The following is a 22,969-nucleotide window of genomic DNA, read 5'->3' as shown; positions in this document are numbered from 1 at the left end:
TATCCCCCTTTACTTTGTATCGCCATGAAAACTCAACGTACCCGACGCACCACCCGGAACGACGATCGTAACCCGTCCCGTCAGCCTGGCACCAAGCCGCGAAAATCACGCACTGCCGCTCAGCCCGGCCGTCATCGCGGTCCGCAGAAAATTATTCTTTTTAACAAGCCCTTCAATGTGTTGACGCAATTTAGCGGAGAGCCGGGAGACAAAACACTCGCTGACTACATCCCGGTAAAAGATGTCTATGCCGCAGGGCGTTTGGACAAAGACAGCGAAGGCCTGCTGGTACTGACCAATGACGGTATTCTGCAAGCGCGTCTGACACAGCCCAGCTCCAAGCAGCCCAAAACCTATTGGGTGCAGGTCGAAGGCATTCCGGGTGACGAGCAGCTCAAAGCATTACGTACAGGCGTCACATTAAAAGACGGCATGACATTGCCTGCCGAAGTCACCGTCATTGACACACCTACGGTTTGGGACAGGCATCCGCCGATCCGTGAGCGTAAAAATATCCCGACCACCTGGCTGAGCATTATCTTAAGAGAAGGGCGAAACCGGCAAGTGCGCCGCATGACGGCCCACATCGGTCACCCCACTCTCAGATTGATCCGCTATCAAATGGCAGACTGGACAGTCGACGGCCTGGCTCCCGGTGAATGGCGGGAAGTCTCGCTCTGACGATGGCAGGCTGGCCGGGGAGATTTACCGGCGCGTTAATTTTGCTAAAACACTACACATTAGCGAAGAGTTACACTATCATTGCCGGCAAATAGCAAACGATTGCGTTAGTGGTGATTAACGAATAATCGCGCAGGCTGACAGCCAAATTTGCCGATGAAAGATGAATAAAGTGTGAAGCGGTTCTCGATCTGTTTCAGTTCGCAGCTTTCTGTTAGAATTACGCCCTTATCACTTATTCAAGATTGAAGAGAAAAATGTCAGATAACAGCCAGAAAAAAGTTATTGTCGGCATGTCCGGCGGCGTCGATTCCTCGGTTTCTGCTTACCTGCTACTTCAACAGGGCTACCAGGTAGAAGGCCTGTTCATGAAGAACTGGGAAGAAGATGACAATGACGAGTACTGCTCAGCGGCAGAAGATCTCGCGGACGCACAGGCTGTGTGCGACAAACTAGGCATTCATCTTCATACGATCAACTTTGCTGCTGAGTACTGGGACAACGTGTTCGAATACTTTCTGGCAGAATATAAAGCGGGCCGTACCCCAAACCCTGACATTCTGTGTAACAAAGAAATCAAATTTAAGGCATTCCTGGAGTTTGCCGATGAAGTGCTGGATGCTGATTACATTGCCATGGGCCACTATACCCGTCGCACTTTCCCTACCCAGCCAGGTCAAAAAGCACAGATGTTACGCGGACTGGATAACAACAAAGACCAGAGCTATTTCCTTTATACCCTGAGCCACGATCAGATAGCACGTAGTCTGTTCCCTGTCGGCGAACTGGAAAAGCCGGAAGTACGCCGCATCGCTGAAGAACAAGGGCTGATCACCGCCAAGAAAAAAGACTCTACCGGTATCTGTTTTATCGGCGAGCGCAAGTTCACCGAATTTCTGGGTAAATACCTGCCTGCACAACCAGGCGATATTGTCACGGCAGAAGACGGTAAAGTTATCGGACAGCATCAGGGACTGATGTACCACACCCTGGGCCAGCGCAAAGGCCTGCTGATTGGTGGTTTGAAAGACAGCTCAGATGAGCCCTGGTATGTCGTTGATAAAGATATTGAGAAGAATCTGCTGATTGTCGGACAAGGAAAAGATCATCCGCGCCTGCAATCTAACGGTCTGATCGCCGCCCAGCTGCACTGGGTGGATCGCGAACCGGTGCGTGAGCCGGTGAAATGCACGGTGAAGACCCGCTATCGCCAGCAGGATACGCCTTGTACCCTTATTCCTGTCGATGACAACAGCATCAAAGTCATTTTTGATGAGCCGCAAATCGCTGTGACGCCAGGCCAGTCAGCGGTGTTTTATCAGGGTGATGTGTGTCTTGGCGGCGGCATCATTGAAGAGCGGATTTAAAGGGACAGTCCATGGCTTATACAATTTATGACAGAACCATTGCGTTTGCGGGCATTTGTCAGGCAGTGAAATTAGTACAGACTGTTGCGCGCACAGGGACTTGTGATAACGATGCTTTCGTCACCTGTTTACGCACCCTGACCTCGACTAACCCAAACAACGTGATTGAAATTTTTGGTGAAGAAGCTGACCTCCGATTAGGCCTCAGCACCATGATCAATGAAATCGACAATACGCCTGCTGGCAGTGAAATTACCCGCTATCTGGTCAGTGTGATGGCGTTGGAGCGTAAGCTGGCCAGCCGTCGCGACAGTATGGCACAACTGGGCGACCGGATTGATATGGTGAAACGCCAGCTGGATCATTTCGACCTGCTTGATGACCAGATGATCAGCAACATGGCCAGTGTGTATCTGGATATCATCAGCCCGCTTGGGCCGCGCATTCAGGTCACAGGGACACCGGCTCAGCTGCAACAGCAACAAGTGCAGCACAAGGTGCGTGCCCTGCTGCTGGCTGCTGTTCGCAGTGCCGTATTGTGGCGTCAGGTCGGCGGTAAGCGCCGTCATCTGATTTTTGGCCGCAAACAGATGCTTGAACAGGCAAAAATCATTCAGGCCCGAAGCTAAATACTATTCTCAGAGAACGCCTGCTGGGCGTTCTGTAACTCAGCTATAACCCTTTAATCAGGAGAGAGACATCATGGAACTGTCAGCATTGACTGCTGTTTCCCCGGTAGACGGCCGCTACGGTAGCAAAACCAGCGCACTGCGCAGTATCTTCAGTGAATTTGGTCTGCTGAAATACCGTACCATCGTTGAAATTCGCTGGCTGCAAAAACTGGCAGCGACTGACGCTATCGCGGAAGTTCCGGCCTTCAGCGCTGAAGCCAATGCCTTCCTGGATCGTATTGCCGCTGAATTCAGCGAGCAAGATGCACTGCGTATCAAAACCATTGAGCGCACGACCAACCACGATGTGAAAGCCGTAGAGTACTTCCTGAAGGAAAAAGTGGCTGATAATCCTGAGCTTCACGCGGTGAATGAATTCATTCACTTTGCCTGTACGTCTGAAGACATCAACAACCTGTCGCACGCTTTAATGCTAAAAGAAGCGCGTGAGCAAGTCATGCTGCCTGAAGTACGTAACGTGATTGACGCCATTAAAGCACTGGCAGCGGAGTACCGTGAAGTGCCTCTGTTGTCCCGTACACACGGCCAGCCGGCTTCACCAAGTACCATGGGTAAAGAAATGGCTAACGTGGCGTACCGTATGGAACGTCAGTACCGTCAGATTGAACAGGTAGAACTGCTGGGTAAAATCAACGGCGCTGTCGGTAACTACAATGCCCACCTTTCTGCTTATCCGGATATCGACTGGCACCAGTACAGCGAAGAGTTCGTCACCTCTCTGGGTCTGGACTGGAACCCGTACACCACGCAAATTGAACCACACGATTACATCGCAGAACTGTTCGACGCCTTTGCACGCTTCAACACTATCCTGATCGACTTTGATCGTGATGTCTGGGGCTATATCGCACTGGGCCACTTCAAGCAGAAGACCATTGCCGGTGAAATCGGTTCTTCCACCATGCCGCACAAAGTCAACCCGATTGACTTTGAAAACTCAGAAGGCAACCTGGGTCTGGCGAATGCTATCTTTGCTCACCTGGCTCAAAAACTGCCGATTTCCCGCTGGCAGCGTGACCTGACCGACTCCACGGTATTGCGTAACCTGGGTGTTGGCTGCGGTTATGCCATCATTGCTTACACTTCTACCCTGAAAGGGATCAGCAAGCTGGAAGTCAATCAGGCGGCACTGGAAGCCGAGCTGGACAAAAATTGGGAAGTGCTGGCTGAGCCGGTACAGACAGTGATGCGTCGTTACGGTATCGAAAAACCGTATGAAAAGCTGAAAGAGCTGACCCGCGGCAAACGTGTCGACGGCGAAGGTATGCGTCAGTTTATCGATGGTCTGGATTTGCCGGAACACGAGAAAACACGCCTGAAAGCCATGACACCGGCTAACTATATTGGTGATGCAATTAAACTGACTGATCAACTCTGATCGGCTTATTTATTGTGTCTCAAGGCCAGCATAAGATGCTGGCCTTTTTAGTTTCTGCCGGTCTGCCCCCAATCACTGATATAATCCCCGTTAAATTTCTAACCGATGAAGACTATGTATCAATGAAGACTGTGTATCAATTTACCTTCTCGTTCAGCGAGTTCTTATCGACTTACTGGCAAAAGCAACCCACAGTGATTAAAGGCGGTTTTGCCGATTTCGTTGACCCTATCTCACCAGATGAACTGGCCGGACTGGCGATGGAAGAAGAAGTCGATTCCCGTTATATCGCACGTCAGGGTGAAGACTGGCAAGTCGAACAAGGGCCGCTGAGCTTTGACAACCTGCCGGATGATCACTGGTCTTTCATGGTGCAGGCAGCCAACCACTGGCACAGCGGCGCGGCCAGGCTGGTCAAACCGTTCCAGGCCATGCCCGGCTGGCTGTTTGATGATCTGATGATCAGCTACTCCACCCCGGGAGGCGGCGTCGGCCCCCATTTCGACCAGTATGATGTCTTCATTATTCAGGGTTCCGGACAACGCCGCTGGCGTGTCGGCCCACGCAAAGACAACTACGAAGAGTGCTTCCGTCATCCGAATCTGCGCCAGATTACCGGGTTCGACCCTATCATAGATGAAGTGCTGGAGCCGGGTGATATTCTGTATATTCCCGCCGGATTCCCCCATGACGGTTATGCACTGGAAACCGCAATGAGCTACTCAATGGGGTTCCGTTCACCGAAACAACAGGAGCTGCTGAGCAGCTTTGCTGATTTCATCATCGAAAATGAGCTGGGCGATGAGCATTATCACAACCCGGATCTTCCATCTCGCGATAAGGTCGGCGAACTGCCAGCCAGCGAATGCCAGGATCTGATCGCCATGATGCGCAGCCTGATGGAAAAACCGGAGACCATGCATCAGTGGCTGGGAGAATATCTAAGCCTGAGTCGCCATAACATGGATGTGATCGCAGCCGACCCGGCCTGGTCGGGTGATGAAATCGTGGGCGCGCTGATGCAGGGTGAAATCTTCTACAAAGTTGGCGGCCTGCGTGCGTTCTACCATCAGGGGCAGCCGCACATTGTTTATATTGACGGCGAGCGCTACGAGTTACCCGCCGGTTGCGAACAGGCCGCCGACTGGCTTTGCAATCAGGACAGTTTCTCTATCGCAGAGGTGGGTGAGCTCATCAATAACTCAGCATTAATTTTATTGCTGACCCAATGGGTGAACATGGGTTACTGGCATCAGGCCGACTAAATCAGATTCCCCTTAAGGTAGAAAAGCCCGCGCTGCGGGCTTTTTTTGGTTACGCTGACTGCGGCGGGCGCTATCACACTTTAAACTGACCCGCTAACTCTTGCTGTTTATGAGACAAAGAGGTTAAGCGCTGGCCTATGGTGGCCGAGTGTTCAGCCTGCCCTAAAATCGTCTCACTCAGCTCGCGGATATTCGATACGTTACGGTTCACTTCTCCGGCGACCGCTCGTTGCTCACCAGCGGCATGCATAATTTGCTCATTCATAGACTGAATAGCACGGACCGCTTCGGTAATACGCTCCAGGCTCGCGACTGCCTCACTGACCTGATGCGCGGTATCACCTGCCAGCTGGTTGCCTTCTTCAATCGCATTCACCACATCGCGGGTACCCTGCTGCAGCACCTCAATCACGTTGCGGATCTGGCCGACAGAGTCCTGAGTCCGGCTGGCGAGCTGACGCACCTCGTCCGCGACCACTGCAAATCCCCGGCCTTGCTCGCCGGCCCGCGCCGCTTCAATGGCCGCATTCAGGGCCAGCAGGTTAGTCTGTTCTGAAATGCCGGCAATCACCTGCAGGATCTGATTGATATCTTCGCTGTTGCGTTCCAGGTCACGGGCGACAGGCACAGCCGTTTCCATCCGGGAAACCAGATGGTTCATGGATTCTGCTGAGGCATGAATCACCCCCTGGCCCTCTACGGCAGCAGAGTCCGCATCGCGGGCAGCACCAACCGCTGTTTCGGTATGACTGACAACCTGCTCGGCCGTCTGTGCCATTTCTTCAGACGCCGTCGCCACCATGTCGACTTCTTTAAACTGCGCCTGGCTGCCGTCACGGGTGTGGCTTGCCACCTGCGCGGCTTCATTGGCCGTCGTGCCGACTTCATCAACCGCAATGATCACTTGTGAGATGGTGTGCTGCAATTTATCCAGGAAGCGGTTAAACCAGGTCGCCAGCTCACCCAGTTCGTCTTGCTGGCCAACATGCAGCCGCTGGGTTAAATCCCCTTCCCCTGAGGCAATATCTTTCAACCGTTCGGCAATCTGACGAATAGGGGCAACCAGACGGGCAGCAGCAAACCACAGCATCAGCAGGCCAGCCGCTGCAATCGCCAGGCTGGCCATCAGCTGAATAGCAGAAGATTCATCTCGCTGTTTCTGAATCGCATGATCCAAGGTTGTTGCTTCAGCCAGCACTTTTTCCGCTGGCAGCTGAATGACCACACCCCAGGTTGTCTGGCCCAGTTCAACCGGATTGTATGCGGTCAGCCAGCTTTGCTCCTGACTCCAGCCCACCACTTGCGTGCCCTGTCTGAGCCAGTCAGTCAGTGTTCCGGGCAGGCCATCACCCGGCATGACGGTGCTGCCGACTCTGTCGCTGGCCTGATCCCACGCAACAACAGTACCATTCTGACTGACCAGAGAAACCTTACCGCTGGCGTTAAACAGGTTATCGTCTACGGTATTGATGACACTCTGTAAGGAATCCAGCTTGACATCAATCCCCATCACACCAACGGCTTTGCCCTTTACAATCAGCGGAATAGTAATGGAGCTCAGCAGCACTTTCTGGCCATTATCGGTAGAGAATACCGGATCCTGAACACAGGATTCCCTGCCATTGAGGCTGCAGGTATACCAGGCATTGGTGGCCTTATCGCCAATTTTCGCTTCACTGATAATACGTTGCTCGGCTTCGCCACTTTCGCCACGGTACCAGTAGGGTGAAAATCGCCCGGTCGCATTGGCTCCGACATAGGCAGCATCGGCGTAATTGCCATCTTCACCATCCAGAGCGTCCGGCTCAAACACCACAAACGCGCCATGAATGTTGGCAAATTCATTGACAGAGCGGCGGAGTAACTCGGTAATCGAGCCGCGCAGTTCAGCGCTGTTAGTATAATTTTCTTCCGCGTTATATTTCAGAAACAGCACACTCTGAGCCAGCATCTCAGCCCGGTGTGACGCTTCATCAAAAAATTGCTGAACAGAAATCGCCTGTCTTTCAGCCTGTGCTTTAACCAGCTCTTGCGACTGATTTCGCAGCGAACTGAATGACTGCTGGCTAACCAGCTGCTGGCTTTGTCCCGAAAAGTAAAACGAGAGGCTGGTGAGTACCGCAGCGGTTGCCAGCAAGGCAAACCCCGCCATCAGGGTAATTTTCCACTGAACCGAAAGTGACCGCATATAACCGTCCTTGTAAGTCAAATCAGTCAAAATGTAACTTTTGGTGACAACAACATCAATTAGATGTTAACAAAACACTCAAAAGTTTGATTTTTATTCAATCTTTCTGGGGTGTAACAAAAAAAGCGCGGGTTTTACGCCGCGCTTAAAGCCTGTCACAGGCTTAAATCAATGCACATTCAGGCAAGCCACGGCATGTACGTCTCCGCCTTCTAATTGAGGCTTTTTCTGCGCACAGCTGTCGGTTGCCTGCGGACAGCGCGTTCTGAACACGCAACCCGAGGGTGGATTCATGGGTGAAGGTAAATCACCTTCCAGTAACTGAATGGTCTTATTGCGCTCCTTCTCCGGGTCCGGAATAGGAACAGCAGACATCAGTGCCTTGGTATAAGGGTGCTTAGGTCCGTCAAACAGCGCATCTCCCTCACCGATTTCAACGGCATTACCCAGATACATCACCATGACGCGATCCGAGATATGCTTCACCACCGACAGGTCGTGGGCAATAAAGATCAGGCTGAGGCCCATCTCTTTCTGCAGTGATTTCAACAGGTTGACCACCTGAGCCTGGATAGATACATCCAGGGCCGACACCGGCTCATCACAGATAATCAGCTTAGGTTTCAGGATCAGTGCGCGCGCAATACCGATACGCTGACACTGACCGCCGGAGAACTCATGCGGGTAACGGTTGATCACATTAGGTAACAGGCCCACCTTATTCATCATTTCTTTCACCCGGGCTTTAACTTCATCTGTCGTCAGCTCCGGATAAAAGGTTTTCAATGGCTCGGCAATGATATCTCCCACCGTCATACGCGGGTTCAGAGAGGCCAGCGGATCCTGAAAAATCATCTGGATTTCTTTGCGTTTTTCACGCATCGCATTGTGTTCCAGCTTGGTCAGATCCTGCCCCAGCCAGACAACATTACCTTCTGTGGCTTCAACCAGACCAATCACAGCACGGGCAAAGGTCGACTTACCACAACCCGACTCACCCACAACGCCCAGCGTCTCGCCTTCGTACAAACGAATTCCGACCCCGTCGACAGCTTTCAGCTTGAGCGGTTTGGTCCAGGGCCAGGCTGACTTGGGTGCAATGTTGAAGTGAACTTTGAGATCTTTAATATCGAGTAAAACTTTCTTTTCTGCTTGCATTACCACGTCCCCACATCAGAAAAACATGCACGTAAACGCCCCTCAGCAAAAGGTTCCAGTGAAGGGGCTTCCTGTGAACAGCGGCTGCTGACACGGTGGCAACGCTCCTGATACGGACAGCCGACAGGCAGGCGCAGTAAGTTTGGCGGATTGCCCGGAATCGTCGGCAGTTCTTCGCCTTCGGTATCCAGACGGGGAATCGCTCTCAGCAGACCTTCGGTGTAAGGGTGAGCAGGTTTATAGAAAATCTCATCGATTTTGCCATATTCCATGGTACGGCCAGCGTACATGACCAGCACTTTGTCACAGCTACCGGCTACTACGCCCAGATCATGGGTGATCATGATAATGGCGGTGTTGAAATCACTTTTCAGCTCGTTCAGCAAATCCATGATTTGCGCCTGTACGGTAACGTCCAGGGCCGTGGTTGGTTCATCGGCAATCAGCAGTTTCGGACGGCACAGCAGCGCCATGGCGATCATCACACGCTGACGCATGCCGCCGGAAAACTCGTGCGGGTACATGGTAATTCGCTTGCGTGCTTCCGGAATTTTCACCGCATCGAGCATGCGCACACTTTCTTCGAAAGCTTCAGCACGTCCCAACCCTTTATGCAGCATCAGCACTTCCATCAGCTGATCGCTGACTTTCATGTAAGGGTTCAGCGATGTCATCGGGTCCTGGAAAATCATCGCAATCTGCTCGGCGCGGATCTTATTGAGTTCACGCTCCGGCAAATTCAGGATTTCACGGCCTTCAAATTTCGCGCTGCCGCTGATCTTACCGTTCTTGGCAAGAAGACCCATAATCGAGAACACGGTCTGGCTTTTGCCTGAACCCGACTCACCCACGATTCCCAGGGTCTCACCCTGGCTAAGAGAAAAGTTCAAATCATTCACTGCGGTGACAATACCATCTTGCGTGGTGAACTCTACCCGCAGATCTTTGACATCTAATAAGCTCATATTTCACTTCCTTATCTTGCCGCCGTGCAGTCAGTGTTCCAGCAAGGTCACCTGAACAGCGGCAATGAATATTCCTTGGTTTTATCTGTCTTTCGGATCCAGCGCGTCGCGCAGGCCGTCGCCAACATAGTTAAAGCAGAATAAAGTCAGGACCATAAATATCGCAGGGAACAACAGCTGCCAGATGGCAATCTCCATTGTTTGTGCCCCTTCTTGCAGCAGGGCACCCCAGCTGGTCATTGGCTCCTGTACACCCAGACCAAGGAAACTCAGGAAAGATTCGGTCAAAATCATCTGCGGTACCAGCAGTGTTGAATACACAGCAACAATACCCAGTACGTTAGGCACGATATGACGGGTAATAATATTCCAGCGGCTGACACCAGACACATGGGCCGCTTCGATAAACTCTTTGCTGCGCAGTGACAACGTCTGACCACGTACGATACGGGCCATATCCAGCCATGAAATCGCACCAATCGCCACGAAGATCAGCATGATATTACGACCAAAGAAGGTCACCAGAACGATCACGAAGAACATAAACGGAATCGAGTACAGAATTTCCAGAATACGCATCATGACACGGTCGGTGCGGCCGCCAAGAAAGCCGGACGTTGCACCATACAAGGTGCCGATAACAACAGCAACCAGGGCACCGAGAATACCGACCATCAATGAGATACGGCCGCCGATCAGGGTACGCGTATACAAATCACGCCCCAGACTGTCCGTGCCGAACAGGTGGCCTTCCGGACCAAGACTTGGCGCGGCATGCAATGCATACCAATCGGTGTCATCAAAGGCATACTGGCTGAACATAGGCCCGAAAATAACAGCCAGACAGATCAAAGACAGAATGGCCAGACTGATCATGGCAGCTTTGTTACGTGTAAATCGGGTACGGGCGTCCTGCCACAGACTGCGGCCTTCAATTTCCAGCTGCTCTGAAAACTTCTCTACCGCGTTTACGTTTTCTTTTTTAGTTAACATCATCGGTCAGCTTCCTTAGTAGCGGATTTTCGGATCGATATACGCCAGAACAATATCAACAATTGCATTGAACAGAATGGTCAGCGTACCGATCAGAATAGTAATACCAAGCACCAGTGAATAATCACGGTTGAAAGCTGCATTCACGAACAGCTTCCCAATTCCTGGCAGACCGAAGATGGTTTCAATCACCACAGAGCCGGTGATAATACCGACGAAAGCCGGGCCCATGTATGAGACAACAGGCAACAAGGCTGGCTTCAGTGCGTGCTTGACAATGATATACGGGTAACTCAGGCCTTTAGCACGGGCAGTACGGATAAAGTTACTGTTCAGTGTTTCAATCATGCTGCCACGGGTAATACGGGCAAATGTCGCCACATACAGCAGCGCCATACCTAACATAGGCAGCAGCATGAATTTCACCGATCCATCCTGCCAGCCGCCTGCCGGCAACCATTGCATATTAATGGAAAAGATATAAATAAGGACAGGCGCCAGAATAAAGGATGGCATCACCACCCCGGCCATGGCCGTCGACATTATCAGGTAATCAAGCCAGGTGTTCTGCTTGAGCGCGGCAAGCGTGCCGACCGTCACCCCCATCACCAGCGCAAACACAAAGGCAAAGAAACCAATTTTCGCAGAAACCGGCAAGGCATCCTGAACCAGCTCATTCACGCTGAAATCTTTATATTTAAAAGACGGGCCAAAGTCGCCCTGCAGAATATTACCCAGGTAGGTGGTGTACTGTTCGAAAACAGGCTTATCCAGACCATACTTGGCTTCGATATTTGCCATCACTTCCGGCGGAAGTGGGCGCTCACTTGAGAACGGATTACCCGGCGCGAAGCGCATCAGGAAAAATGAGATTGTGATCAGAACCAACAGCGTTGGGATCGCCTCAAAAATCCGTTTTGCAACAAATTTAATCATAATTGTTACCGACTAATAGCTGTGACAGAATTGCCGCATCTCCTCACCCTACTGAGGAGGAGATGCGGGCTAGTCTTATATTTTTGATTCTTGCTGTTTATTATTCAGCAATGATGTACATGTCTTTGGTGAACATCTTGTCTTCCGCATTATTACGTGGGTAACCACCCACTTTCGGGTTCACAAGACGTGCTTTCACGTACTGATAGATAGGCGCGATTGGCATATCTTTCGCCAGCAGTTTCTCAGCCTCGACGTACAGTGCTTCACGCTCAGCATCAGACGTTGAGTCAAGAGCTTTTGCCATGATGTCGTCGTACGCTTTGCTGTGATAGCGAGGATCGTTTGAAGAGTTGTTGCTTTGCATCAGAGACAGGAAGCTCGATGCTTCATTATAGTCACCACACCAACCGGCACGTGTGACAGAGAAATTACCCTGACGACGGTTGTCCAGGTAGGTCTTCCACTCCTGGTTTTCCAGCTCAGCGGTCACACCCAGGCTCTTTTTCCACATTGATGCAATCGCAACGGCAATTTTCTTGTGGTTTTCTGAAGTGTTATAGAGCAGTGTAAAGTTCAGCGGGTTGCTGCTGTCAAAGCCTGCTTCTTTCAGCAATTCTTTGGCTTTCGCCACACGCTCTTTCTGCGTCATACCTGCATATTCTGGCGCAACCGGATCAAAGCCAGCTGTGATTTCCGGTGTCAGGAAGTAAGCCGGTTTCTGGCCCTGGCCCAGCAGTGCTTTAGTGATGATGTCACGGTCAATCGCGAAAGACAGGGCTTTACGCACACGCACATCATCAAACGGTGCTTTCGCGTTGTTAAAGCCGTAGTAGTAAGAACACAGGTTACCCGAGATAGCCACATCTTCAGGGTGCTCTTTTTCCAGGCGACGGAAATGCTCATTGGGCAATTCGTTGGTGATATCAATTTCACCGGCCAGGAAACGGTTCATTTCTGCAACCTGGTTTTCGATTGGCAGGTAAGTCACTTTGTCGATGACAGTGTGCTCGTTATCCCAGTAGTAAGGGTTGCGCTTCATTTCGATGCGTTCATTCACAACCCAGTTGTCCATTACGTAAGCACCGTTACCCACGAAGTTTTCTGGCTTGGTCCAGTCATCACCAAATTTTTCAACCACTTTCTGGTTGACGGGTTTCACTGTGGTGTGGCCCATCATCTTAACGAAGTAAGGAACGGCCTGCTCAAGCTCGATGCGCAGTGTGTTGTCATCTACTGCGAAAACACCCAGCGAGCTAACTTCTTTCTTCCCAGCAATAATATCTGCAGCATTCTTCATGGTCGTCATTTCCAGATACCATGAATAAGGGGAAGCAGTAGCAGGATCTACCGCACGCTTGAAGCTGTATACGAAGTCACCGGCTGTGACAGGATCACCGTTTGACCATTTAGCATCTTTGCGCAGGTGGAAAATAAACGTGCGGTTATCTTTGGTTTCCCAGCTTTCTGCAACACCTGGAACTGTATTTCCGTCACCATCCTGGTTAACCAGACCTTCCAGCAAATCGCGAATTACGTGGGACTCCGGCACACCTTCCGTTTTGTGCGGGTCGATAGAAGCAACCTCAGTACCATTACCACGTACCAGTTCTTGCTTCTCAGCCAGTTTCACACCAGCCGGTACATTTGCGGCCATTGCAGAAAATGAAGCTGCTGCAACAGAAACACCCGCGCCAAGCAGAAGTGCCTGAGTAATTTTGTTCTTAAACATGCATTATCTCCAATACATTATTTCATTGCGTCCATGACTTTCTTCAACCAGGCTAATGATAACCGTTATCATGCATTGTTATTCCAATTAACAATGATGAAACAGCCGAAGAATTGGTTGAAAACTTTAACAGTAACTAACAATATTTGCCATAAAATCATCACAAAACAGCGAACACACCTCATAAAAATGACGAATAAAGACAAAAATTTCGAGTGAAAATACGCAGACAGATAATTTATCCACTTTATTCATCGTTAATAGTCAATACAGCTAAACATACTGATAACATGAATAAACGTGCAATTTAATAGCATAATAAATCAAATAATCGCCATTTTATCTGGTTTAAATTTCAATCTTCACAAATATGCAACCTGTAACTTTTAGAATCTTGATCGAACGCAACAAAAAAAGCGCCAAAATTGGCGCTTTTTAAGACAAAATAATCGTTATTTTCGATCTGACTCAGTTCTTAACTGTGAGTGGCTGTCATCAAAGGTCTCACTTTTTCCTTCTCGCTGCATGTCACGATCATCATGCATCTGATCAGAAAATGGGGCTCTAATGCCCGCATCTTCCAGAATCTGTTTAACTCGTCTGTTTGATACGCGTCTGTGCTTCATACCCGCTCCTATGCTAAAACAGAAAATCAATGTGTATTTACTGCATTAAAATTCCAGGCTGGTAAAAACATTTATGCCTTCACGATTGGCGTAATCACCACCGCGGCCGTTTCCCGCAGATATTAACTATGGCACAAAATTTCATGCTCTGCCGAAGGCGGGTTTTAAGAACAAAAGCGTATAAAAAAAACGCTGTTAGATTTTGTTTTCACATCCCCATTTCAACGCAATTTTCAAGTATCTCAGCCAGATTTTTAGCGCTAATATCACCGATATTGGCAGGGCTATTCTACTGGCAGCAGTGAAGGCAAATGCCAATCAACCTGTTCCTGAATATTTCCGTTAGTGATCGAGAGTGCAACTATGAGACCAGCCGGCGGCGCATCACGCCCCAGCCCTTCACGAGTCCGTCATGGCTACATGCCACCAGCGCGTAAAGTGAAAGAAGAAGAAGGTATTAAGTAAGCATTTAAGAGTAATTATCGACTCTTAATGTGATGAAATAGCCCCAGATTTGGGGCTATTTTTTGTTTTGTACTTTTTTGCTGTAACCTGCTTATAAACATAAACCCGGCACCATGGCACCGGGTTCAAAGGCAGTAGTATTTGCAAGTTACGAACTGCAGTTACGCGAAGGGATTACCAGTAAACGCGGTAACCGACTGCGAAGTTGCTTTCACCGTCAAACTTAGTTGGGGCAACCACCAAGTCAGCATTTTCGTTGGAATAACCCAGCGTACCACCATCGGCAAAGCCATATTCAGCATATACACGAGACCAAGAGTTCAACTTGTAAACAGTACCAACGTATACAACGGTATAATCTTCGGAATCACCAGTGCTAGCATCATAGTTAGTTAGTTCATAACCACCATAAACACTCGCTTGAGAATTCAGGCTGTACTGCGCAGCTAACATAACGTTATCGGTATCAACAGACAAGTCACTCCCTTTGTCTTCCAACTTACCATTGATGTAAGTCAGGCCAATTGTCGCTGCACCAAATGAGTATTCAGCAGTACCTTCAAAATAAGTGTTCTGAACATCCATTGTCAGAGCACCAGCATCAAAAGATTTATCGCGATTTGAACCACCACCAGCATGTAAACTCAGAGCACCAAATGAAGTACCAGCATACAACTCAGCTAATTCCTGATTAGTGTCATCTTCGCTAAGGCCGTAAGTACTGTTAACCCAGAAAGATTCACCTTCATACTTATACTTAATAGCTGAATCGTGGCGAGCACCAGATACGAATTCAGATATACCACCGATACCAGTACCGCCGAAGAAATACGAGTAGTCAGCACCCCAAACATCTTCAGTAGACACCCACTGACGACCAAAAGTGAAAGTACCTACTTGTGTAGCAAAACCTGCAAAATGCAGACGGTTTGCCATATCGTAAGAGCCTTCTTTAAAGCCGATGCCGAACTCTACGGTACCCACGACATCTAGGTCATCATTCACTGCATATTTGGCATTCACACCTGCACGAGAAGATCCCGCGTTCAGGGTAACGTCTTTATCTTCTTTCTTTTCCAACTGAGTACGCAGCTGGCCATAAAAATCAACGAACTTTCCTTCTTCGTTGATCAACTCATAAGCATTCGCTGTGTTGGCAATCAATAAGGTAGGGATTGCTACTGCTAAAAGTGTCTTTTTCATTTTACATTCCTGTAACGATTTTATGTTATTTGGCCCCATCCAAGGACGACAAAAACTTAACAGGCACTGAACAGCGGCGCAACAGAACATTTCAACATCAACGCAACAAGTTAGTATAAAAAACCACCAAAACGAGAATTGTGATCATGATCCACCATGAATAAATAACCATAAAAATAAAATAAAAAACCAAATAAGAAGGATTGCATTGAATGCCAGCTACCATTTCATTCACAAAACTGAACCTAAGCTTAATGATTTTTGGTTATAAGGTTTATGAAATTAGAATTAAAAAGATATAAACATTTTTTTGAACTTTCTGGATTAGTGGTCTTTTTAGCACAATAAAAAAGTGTCATTTTTCACCCTTTACGTTGTTAATACTGTGTTTACAAACATGGACGGAGCAAAAATTCGCCATCACAATGAGAGACTGGTTTTATACATCGGGTATGCATTTTTTAAGCAAAGATATGCATTTTATATGAACGTAAAATAACGCCAACAAATAAGATGTCAGGTAGAGATCACAGATCACTGCGGGTTATTAGGATGGTTTCACTGGTGCGGATAGATTAATAGGTGTTTTACTCTACTCTCAGGGAGACAATAGAAGACACACCTATTAATCAGGTTTTAACATTTATTTTTTTTATTTTTGCCAGCGCTGCCTGGCTTGCTGGTCCGTTTCTCTGGCATCGACCCAGCTGGTTTCACCTTCCCTGACCTCTTTCTTCCAGAAAGGTGCCTCGGTTTTCAGGTAATCCATAATGAATTCGCAGGCTTGAAAAGCCGCTCCCCGGTGCGCGCTGGATACCCCGACAAACACAATCTGGTCGCCTGCTGTTAACTGACCGACCCGATGGATGACAGTTGCAGCCAAAACCGGCCAGCGCGACTTCGCTTGCTCAACAATAGATAGCAACGACTTTTCCGTCATGCCAGGATAATGTTCGAGCGTCAGAGTCGATACGGATTCGCCCAGGTTCATATCCCTGACTTTTCCGACGAAAGTCACCACTGCGCCAGCCTGGTTTCCTTCGGCTAAGGCTTGATATTCCAGCGCTAAACTGAAGTCCTCAGCCTGCACGCAAATCTTATCTGTCATCTTTCACCCCCCGGTAACCGGTGGAAAAAAGGCCACTTCATCGCCGTCGTTCAGCTGAGTATCCAACGGGCAGATAGTTTGATTGACGGCCACTAACAATTTGTCGTTATCCAGCGCTAACGCCCATTTCTCACCGCGCGATGACAAAAATGCACGTAAGTCTTCAGCTGTTGGATACTCAAAGGGGATTTGCAATTTATCTTCACCGATCAATTCGCGCACTTGGGCAAAAAACAGCACAGTAATCATAGTCCCTCTCCCTGGGTATCCGTTGATACCTGAAAATCGCCGGATTTTCCGCCGCGTTTTTCCAGTAACCTGACAGGGCCGATAACCATGTCTTTCTGTACCGCTTTACACATATCATAGATGGTCAATGCCGCCACCGATGCCGCGGTCAGGGCTTCCATCTCAACGCCGGTTTTCCCTGCCAGCTTACAGGTAGACACAATACGTACCCGGCTGTGTTCAGGCTGGGCCTCTAACTGAACTTCGACTTTCGATAACAGCAGTGGATGGCAAAGGGGGATCAGATCCCAGGTTTTCTTTGCCGCCTGAATACCTGCAATTCTGGCGGTAGCAAACACATCACCTTTGTGATGCTGGCCGGAGACAATCAATTGCAGTGTTTTATCCGACATGGTAACAAAAGCTTCAGCTTTCGCTTCACGAACGGTTTCCGTTTTTTCCGATACGTCCACCATATTCGCTTCGCCGGACGCATTAATATGAGTCAGTTCTGTCATTAGTTTCTCTTTTATATTGAATCTGGGAAAACCGCGTCAGCCGCCGATAGAAGCCAGGTGTGGCGTCATACCCGTAATGCCATCCTGCAGGTAATGACTGACTGATTTTTCTGTCAGTCCCCCACGGATTCTGGCGATCAGAGCATCGTGCTGATTATCGCTGGCCAGTAAATCACGCAGCTCAACACCATGATCACCAAAAAGACAAAGGTGCAGCTTACCCCGCGCCGATACTCTCAAACGGTTGCAGGTGGTACAAAAACCTTTTTCATAAGGCATGATCAGGCCAATCTCGCCCAGATAATCAGGATGATAGAAAACCTGCGCCGGACCATCGTTCAACCCGCGGGGTTTCAGTAACCAGCCATTGGCTATCAGCGTATTACGAATACTAACACCGGATACATGGCGCTGTTTGAACAGCTCATCCATCTCACCTGTCTGCATCAGTTCAATAAAGCGAAGCTGAATCCGGCGATCTTTTATCCATGCCAGAAACTGCGGTAACTGCTCGGCATTCATGCCTTTGAGCAGCACAGTATTGACTTTGATCTGCTCATAGCCGGCTTCAAAGGCTGCATCGACACCACGCATTACCTGGTGAAACAGATTTTCACCCGTAATGAGATGGAACTGGCGGGGATCCAGGCTATCGACACTGACATTAATATTTGTCAGTCCGGCCTGACGCCATTGATGAACTTGCTTCTCCATGCGGTATCCATTGGTGGTGGTTGCCACTTTTTCGATACCAGGCTGTGAAGCAACAGTATGGATGATGTCGGTAAAATCCCGCCGCAAGCTCGGTTCACCGCCGGTGATCCTTACTTTGGTGGTGCCGCAGTCAGCAAAGGCCGACGTGACACGGCGAATCTCGTCCAAAGTCAGGAAAGAGGGCTTTTTACCATGCTCAGGATGGTAACCATCAGGCAGACAGTAGGTACACCTGAAGTTACAGACATCAGTGATTGACAGGCGCAAATAATAGAATTTGCGCTGGAAGTTATCTTCAAATTGTTTCGCCACGGAACACCTTTCCAAATACGGGAGGCCAGCTCATTTCTGAACTCACCCTGAGTGAAACCAGCACAGGCCGGTCACTGGCGACACCCTCTTATCATGGACGATTCCGTTATGTCTTCATGACTTAGAAGAGAGTCGCTCGGAGTTTTGATGGCAGTTATGCGTCAGAATATTTTACAAAGAATTTTCACACTCTTCGCAGAAAACACACAACAGCGTTGTAATTTCACATTACCAGAGTTTAGCTCTGATTGACAAATAATTGAGAATTACCTTTTTAAGTCTACCCCTAGCCCACAGAAGCGACAATACTACTAAGGAGTAGTCTGTTTTATCTGAGCGGATGTAGGCAGGGAGGGGTTATGTCGGACATTGTAGAATCTGCAACCGTTGAAGACATTGCTTTGTATCTACAACGGGAAGAAGGGATTGATGCCCATCTTGCCCGCAGTCAGGCCAAGCAGGTCATAGACAGCTTTACCGATATGAGAAGCAAAGGGTTAATCAAGGGCTGGTATTTTGACGAGCAAAATCATTTAGAACTGTTACCCAGTGATGCTGCGATGAAAATCATCGCCAATCAAAAGTAGGATTGCTGCAAACAGTTATGCTGCCTGTTCATGCAATTTGCAGAGGGATATTTGCAATTTGCAAAGCGATTTGCATTTCAAAACGATGGCAATTTTATGACAGGGCTATACTGCATATGAAAATCCGGCATCCAATTTGCAGTAGGTATGTTAAGCAACGTCGATGAGACCAAGAACCAACTAAAATGAAAAAATTGGAGCCGACAATGAGTGACATGATCCCACTGATATTTCAACAGCGTCACATCCTGCCAGGCGGTCGGATCCCAGTACGTATCCCGCCGGGCAGCCAGATGGAGACATTCAAAGTTGCCCTGGCATCTGACAATGGCTTCGGTATCTGTATGTTCGATGAGGACGAACATGGTCAGCATTTTTGTTACATAGGTACGCGAGTCACTGTCGAAGATTTTGACATATCAAGCCAGGACGGTGCTTTGATCGCGACCTTATACGGACACAGCAACTTCCGGATAAAATCGCTGAACCAAGCTGACAATGGCGTATTTTATGCTGACCCTGAAGACATTCCCCAGTGGCCTGATATGACACTGCGCGACGATCAGCAACCATTGGCTGAAAAACTTCAGGTGATGTTTAACAATCACCCGGAGCTGGACAAGCTGCATCAGACAAAATACCTGAATAATCTCAGCTGGTTATGCCAGCGCTGGCTTGAATTACTGCCACTGCCGGCATTTCAGAAGCAGGCCTTACTGACAGCGCCAAACTGCCTGAATACGTACGATTATCTTCAGAGCATCATGCAGCAAAACCACTGACCATTGATCGCGGCCAGCACTGAAATATGTGCTGGCTGCACATTTTATTCCACTGCAGCGGAATGCCGCTTTCCCACTCGCCCGCCCTTGGGTACACTTTCCATTCAGCACACTATTCAATAACGAGCATTCCTTAACCTATGAGCAGCCATGTATCTCCATCCTCTGCCAGAATTGTCGCTATCGGCGGTGGTCACGGCCTGGGGCGAATTCTGTCTTCCCTTTCCTGCTTTGGTTCTAATGTCACAGGCATAGTGGCGACCACTGACAATGGCGGCTCTACCGGGCGTATCAGAGCATCCATGGGCGGCATTGCCTGGGGAGATACCAGAAACTGTATCAATCAGTTAATCACCGAGCCGTCTATTGGCTCCATGTTGTTTGAATACAGGTTCAGGGGTAATGGCGATCTGAACGGGCATAATCTTGGCAATCTCATTCTGACTGCATTAGACAACTTATGTATTCGTCCGCTTGAAGCCATTAATCTGATCCGGGAAATCCTGCACGTGGAGACTCAGATCCTCCCGATGTCAGAACACCCGACGGATCTGGCAGCCTGGTTACCCGACGGTAATATCATTAGCGGTGAAACCAGTATTGATGAGCTGCAACAGATCCCGAAGCGCCTGTTCATCGAGCCTTCCGTGCCCGCAACGAAAGAAGCGTTAATTGCAATAAAAGAAGCGGATCTTGTCCTGCTTGGACCGGGCAGTTTTCTGACCAGTATCATGCCGCCACTGCTGTTAAATGACCTTGCCCATGAACTGAAAATCTGCGATGCGCCAGTCTATTTCATTGCCAATCTCGATAAAGAAAAAGGGCCGGCAGGCAGCATGTCGCTTGAGACCATGTTGTACTGGTGTGAAAGGGCGATGGGGGGAAGAAAAATCGACGGTGTGTTATCGGACAAGCACAGGCCAGAGCTGAACGAAGCCTATGACCAGGTGGTTGGGGAGTTTGCCTCCCGCAACCATGAATGGCGCCATGACCGGCAGAAACTAAAAAATGCGGTTGAAGGCCTCCTGATTCGACGCTAAATGTCGGTACTGTTGCGCCATGTCGCCCACCAACTGTTGCAGCTCAGGTAAGTGATCATTGACCCAGGATTCCTGTCCCTGTTTGACTCTGGATTCACACTCCTGAGCCATTTGGGCTAATTCATCAGCCCCAAAACTGGCGGCGCTGCTTTTTATCGCATGGCTAATCTCGCGGATTTGCATCACGCTGGGCTGCTCAGTTAATTGTTGTAAATATTGCTCTAACTCGCCGCTGAAAACTTCAAGCAAGAGTGCAACAGTTTCCTGGCCAACTTCAACAGCCAAGCGTTTTAATGTTGCTTCATTAATAATGGCAGTCATTTATTCTTTCTCCCTTTGACTACTCTCGGCCTCTTGCCAAGCCTGTAATTTTCTATAGATGGTAGATGGACTGACTTCCAGTAAACCGGCTGCTCTGGGAATATTCCCGTCGCAGGCGGCGATTGCTGACTGTATAGTCCGCTTCTCTACCTTCCACAATGGTTCAATCTGACTGGGACTCACAACGGACAAACTATCCAAAGCGTGGATAACCGTTCCAGGTTCCGGTAAAGATGATGTGGACACAGCATTAACTGATGCAATTTCAACGCCAGAAACGTGCTTGAGGGAAGGAGGGAGCATCTGAACGAGTACTTCTTCGCCATCATTGAGCACAACAATGTTGCGGATAACGTTTTGCAACTCACGCACATTCCCGGGCCAGGTGTGCTGGCGGAAGCGTTCAATCACCTCTGGTGAAAAGCGACTGAAGCGCTTCCCTTCTTCCACCGAGATATGTCCCAGCAAAGCATGAGCAATTTCAATGACATCATCGCTGCGATCTCGAAGCGGCGGCAGACTGATAGGAATAACATGCAGGCGGTAATACAGGTCTTCACGAAATCGCCCTTGTTTAACCTCTTCCCAGGGATTGCGGTTGGTGGCACAAACAAAGCGGACGTCCACCGAGCTGGTGACGGAAGAGCCCACCTTCTGAAACGTGCCGGTCTGAATAAACCGTAGCAATTTGCTTTGCAATTCCAAATCCATTTCGCAAAGCTCGTCCAAAAACAAAGTGCCTTTGTTTGCCAGCTCAACAGCGCCTTGTCTTTCTGTCAGCGCACCGGTAAACGCGCCTTTTACATGGCCGAACAATTCACTTTCAATCAGCTCTTTGGGAATAGCCGCACAGTTCAGTGCAACAAAAGGGCAATTGGCGCGCGGGCTCGCGGCGTGAACGGCTTCGGCACACACTTCTTTGCCTGTGCCACTTTCCCCGGTAATGAACACGGTTGCTTTACTGGACGCCGCGGACTCTATCACACGGTACACCGCCTGCATCGGCAGACTGGTTCCGATAAAGCCTTGATATTGCGCACCCTGAGTGACTGAAATGGCTTTATTGTCGTTTTTGTCATTTTTCAGCGCATTGTTCACCGTGATGCGCAACCGATCCGCTTCGCAGGGTTTGATCAGGAAATCTTTCGCGCCATAACGCATCGCTTCCACAGCCACATCGATAGAGCCATGAGCCGTCATGATCACCACGGGCAACTTGGGGTGTTGTTTACGTACCTGCTCAAGTACCGTCATGCCTGTCATGTCAGGCAATCGCAAATCTAACAGTACCAGCTCAGGCACAGAGTCCTTCATCGCTGCCAGGGCTTCTGTTCCTGTACCGACTATTTTGACGTCTAACCCTAACGGATTAAGGTAGGATTTATACAAGGCCGCAACTGATGCAGTATCTTCTACCATCAGTACTTGTCGTACTTTCAGCTTGTTATCCATTTATCCTCCGACGCAGTATCCCTGATCTAATTGTAATCACTAGAAAAAATTACCGCCTGCTGACTTTTCTATTATCGGCCATTTACCATTTCGCATTGCAAATCGGTTTGCAAAATGCAAAAAACTATCTCTAGTATAACTTTTTTGTGCAGACATGGTGACCAGAAATCCCAAATAATCACTTTTCGAGACACTTTAAAAAGTTGGCACGCTTGCTGCATTAATATAACCGACTCTGATAGAGTCAACCTAGCCAAC

General features: G+C 49.1%; 21 protein-coding genes and 1 riboswitch. Of the genes, 8 read left to right on the top strand and 13 right to left on the bottom strand.

Annotated elements, in window-relative coordinates; genetic code table 11:
• Positions 1 to 24 precede the first annotated feature (24 nt).
• The 5 genes from P0Y67_RS00205 to P0Y67_RS00185 all read left to right on the top strand — a co-directional run bounded on the left by P0Y67_RS00205 (position 25) and on the right by P0Y67_RS00185 (position 5,383).
• Positions 25 to 681: a pseudouridine synthase gene (locus tag P0Y67_RS00205; RefSeq protein ID WP_342390241.1), complete on the top strand. Its 657-nt coding sequence runs from the start codon at positions 25 to 27 to the stop codon at positions 679 to 681.
• A gap of 257 nt (positions 682 to 938) precedes the next feature.
• Complete coding sequence (gene mnmA / locus P0Y67_RS00200; protein WP_342390240.1) at positions 939 to 2,048, top strand: tRNA 2-thiouridine(34) synthase MnmA; 1,110 nt, start codon at positions 939 to 941, stop codon at positions 2,046 to 2,048.
• Between the two features lie 11 nt (positions 2,049 to 2,059).
• On the top strand, positions 2,060 to 2,677 hold the full coding sequence (hflD, locus tag P0Y67_RS00195) for a high frequency lysogenization protein HflD (protein WP_218382922.1): 618 nt from the start codon (positions 2,060 to 2,062) through the stop codon (positions 2,675 to 2,677).
• A 73-nt stretch (positions 2,678 to 2,750) separates the two neighbouring features.
• Complete coding sequence (gene purB, locus P0Y67_RS00190; RefSeq protein WP_218382921.1) at positions 2,751 to 4,118, top strand: adenylosuccinate lyase; 1,368 nt, start codon at positions 2,751 to 2,753, stop codon at positions 4,116 to 4,118.
• A 131-nt stretch (positions 4,119 to 4,249) separates the two neighbouring features.
• Positions 4,250 to 5,383, top strand: coding sequence for a ribosomal protein uL16 3-hydroxylase (locus P0Y67_RS00185; protein WP_342390331.1), 1,134 nt, complete (start codon positions 4,250 to 4,252; stop codon positions 5,381 to 5,383).
• Positions 5,384 to 5,456: 73 nt separating this feature from the next.
• On the opposite strand, the gene P0Y67_RS00180 is transcribed toward P0Y67_RS00185, so the two are convergent.
• The 11 genes from P0Y67_RS00180 to moaA all read right to left on the bottom strand — a co-directional run bounded on the left by P0Y67_RS00180 (position 5,457) and on the right by moaA (position 18,529).
• Positions 5,457 to 7,571, bottom strand: coding sequence for a methyl-accepting chemotaxis protein (locus P0Y67_RS00180; RefSeq protein WP_342390239.1), 2,115 nt, complete (start codon positions 7,569 to 7,571; stop codon positions 5,457 to 5,459).
• A 168-nt stretch (positions 7,572 to 7,739) separates the two neighbouring features.
• A complete protein-coding gene (gene oppF, locus P0Y67_RS00175) occupies positions 7,740 to 8,729 on the bottom strand; it encodes a murein tripeptide/oligopeptide ABC transporter ATP binding protein OppF (protein WP_342390238.1) in 990 nt (329 codons plus the stop codon).
• A complete protein-coding gene (oppD, locus tag P0Y67_RS00170; RefSeq protein WP_027252781.1) occupies positions 8,729 to 9,694 on the bottom strand; it encodes an ABC transporter ATP-binding protein in 966 nt (321 codons plus the stop codon). Before oppD ends, oppF begins: the two co-directional genes overlap by 1 nt.
• An 81-nt stretch (positions 9,695 to 9,775) precedes the next feature.
• Positions 9,776 to 10,687, bottom strand: a complete 912-nt coding sequence (gene oppC, locus P0Y67_RS00165; protein WP_027252782.1) for an oligopeptide ABC transporter permease OppC — start codon at positions 10,685 to 10,687, stop codon at positions 9,776 to 9,778.
• Positions 10,688 to 10,702: 15 nt separating this feature from the next.
• Complete coding sequence (gene oppB, locus P0Y67_RS00160; protein WP_027252783.1) at positions 10,703 to 11,623, bottom strand: oligopeptide ABC transporter permease OppB; 921 nt, start codon at positions 11,621 to 11,623, stop codon at positions 10,703 to 10,705.
• 100 nt (positions 11,624 to 11,723) lie between these two features.
• Positions 11,724 to 13,355, bottom strand: coding sequence for an ABC transporter substrate-binding protein (locus tag P0Y67_RS00155; protein ID WP_342390237.1), 1,632 nt, complete (start codon positions 13,353 to 13,355; stop codon positions 11,724 to 11,726).
• Positions 13,356 to 14,620: 1,265 nt separating this feature from the next.
• Positions 14,621 to 15,649: a porin gene (locus tag P0Y67_RS00150; protein ID WP_342390236.1), complete on the bottom strand. Its 1,029-nt coding sequence runs from the start codon at positions 15,647 to 15,649 to the stop codon at positions 14,621 to 14,623.
• Between the two features lie 652 nt (positions 15,650 to 16,301).
• Positions 16,302 to 16,757, bottom strand: a complete 456-nt coding sequence (moaE, locus tag P0Y67_RS00145) for a molybdopterin synthase catalytic subunit MoaE (protein ID WP_342390235.1) — start codon at positions 16,755 to 16,757, stop codon at positions 16,302 to 16,304.
• 3 nt (positions 16,758 to 16,760) lie between these two features.
• On the bottom strand, positions 16,761 to 17,006 hold the full coding sequence (gene moaD, locus P0Y67_RS00140; protein WP_342390234.1) for a molybdopterin synthase sulfur carrier subunit: 246 nt from the start codon (positions 17,004 to 17,006) through the stop codon (positions 16,761 to 16,763).
• Entirely contained in the window at positions 17,003 to 17,503 is a 501-nt protein-coding gene (gene moaC / locus P0Y67_RS00135) for a cyclic pyranopterin monophosphate synthase MoaC (protein ID WP_342390233.1), read from the bottom strand. The genes moaD and moaC overlap by 4 nt, the downstream gene beginning before the upstream one ends.
• Before the next feature lie 36 nt (positions 17,504 to 17,539).
• Positions 17,540 to 18,529 (bottom strand): GTP 3',8-cyclase MoaA, encoded by a 990-nt coding sequence (gene moaA / locus P0Y67_RS00130; protein WP_342390232.1) that lies wholly within the window; start codon positions 18,527 to 18,529, stop codon positions 17,540 to 17,542.
• Positions 18,518 to 18,684, bottom strand: a riboswitch (molybdenum cofactor riboswitch). It overlaps the preceding gene by 12 nt.
• Positions 18,685 to 18,888: 204 nt before the next feature.
• On the opposite strand from moaA, the gene P0Y67_RS00125 reads away from it, so the two are divergent.
• The 3 genes from P0Y67_RS00125 to yvcK all read left to right on the top strand — a co-directional run bounded on the left by P0Y67_RS00125 (position 18,889) and on the right by yvcK (position 20,938).
• Positions 18,889 to 19,116: a hypothetical protein gene (locus P0Y67_RS00125; RefSeq protein WP_161446022.1), complete on the top strand. Its 228-nt coding sequence runs from the start codon at positions 18,889 to 18,891 to the stop codon at positions 19,114 to 19,116.
• Between the two features lie 206 nt (positions 19,117 to 19,322).
• Positions 19,323 to 19,898 carry an LON peptidase substrate-binding domain-containing protein gene (locus tag P0Y67_RS00120; RefSeq protein WP_027252791.1) on the top strand — a complete coding sequence of 192 codons (576 nt, stop codon included), beginning with the start codon at positions 19,323 to 19,325 and terminating at the stop codon, positions 19,896 to 19,898.
• A gap of 140 nt (positions 19,899 to 20,038) precedes the next feature.
• Positions 20,039 to 20,938: a uridine diphosphate-N-acetylglucosamine-binding protein YvcK gene (gene yvcK / locus P0Y67_RS00115; protein WP_342390231.1), complete on the top strand. Its 900-nt coding sequence runs from the start codon at positions 20,039 to 20,041 to the stop codon at positions 20,936 to 20,938.
• On the opposite strand, the gene P0Y67_RS00110 is transcribed toward yvcK, so the two are convergent.
• The gene (locus P0Y67_RS00110) at positions 20,900 to 21,259 is read right to left on the bottom strand and encodes an Hpt domain-containing protein (protein ID WP_342390230.1); all 360 of its coding nucleotides are present in this window, start codon (positions 21,257 to 21,259) and stop codon (positions 20,900 to 20,902) included. The two genes, yvcK and P0Y67_RS00110, sit on opposite strands and share 39 nt — an antisense overlap.
• The gene (luxO, locus tag P0Y67_RS00105) at positions 21,260 to 22,711 is read right to left on the bottom strand and encodes a quorum-sensing sigma-54 dependent transcriptional regulator LuxO (protein ID WP_342390229.1); all 1,452 of its coding nucleotides are present in this window, start codon (positions 22,709 to 22,711) and stop codon (positions 21,260 to 21,262) included.
• Positions 22,712 to 22,969 lie beyond the last annotated feature (258 nt).

This window comes from Photobacterium sp. SP02 (genome assembly GCF_038519165.1).
In the GTDB taxonomy this organism is placed as follows: Bacteria; Pseudomonadota; Gammaproteobacteria; order Enterobacterales; family Vibrionaceae; genus Photobacterium; species Photobacterium halotolerans.
Note: the sequence above shows the minus strand (reverse complement) of the source record. Positions and strands in the feature narration are given on the sequence as shown.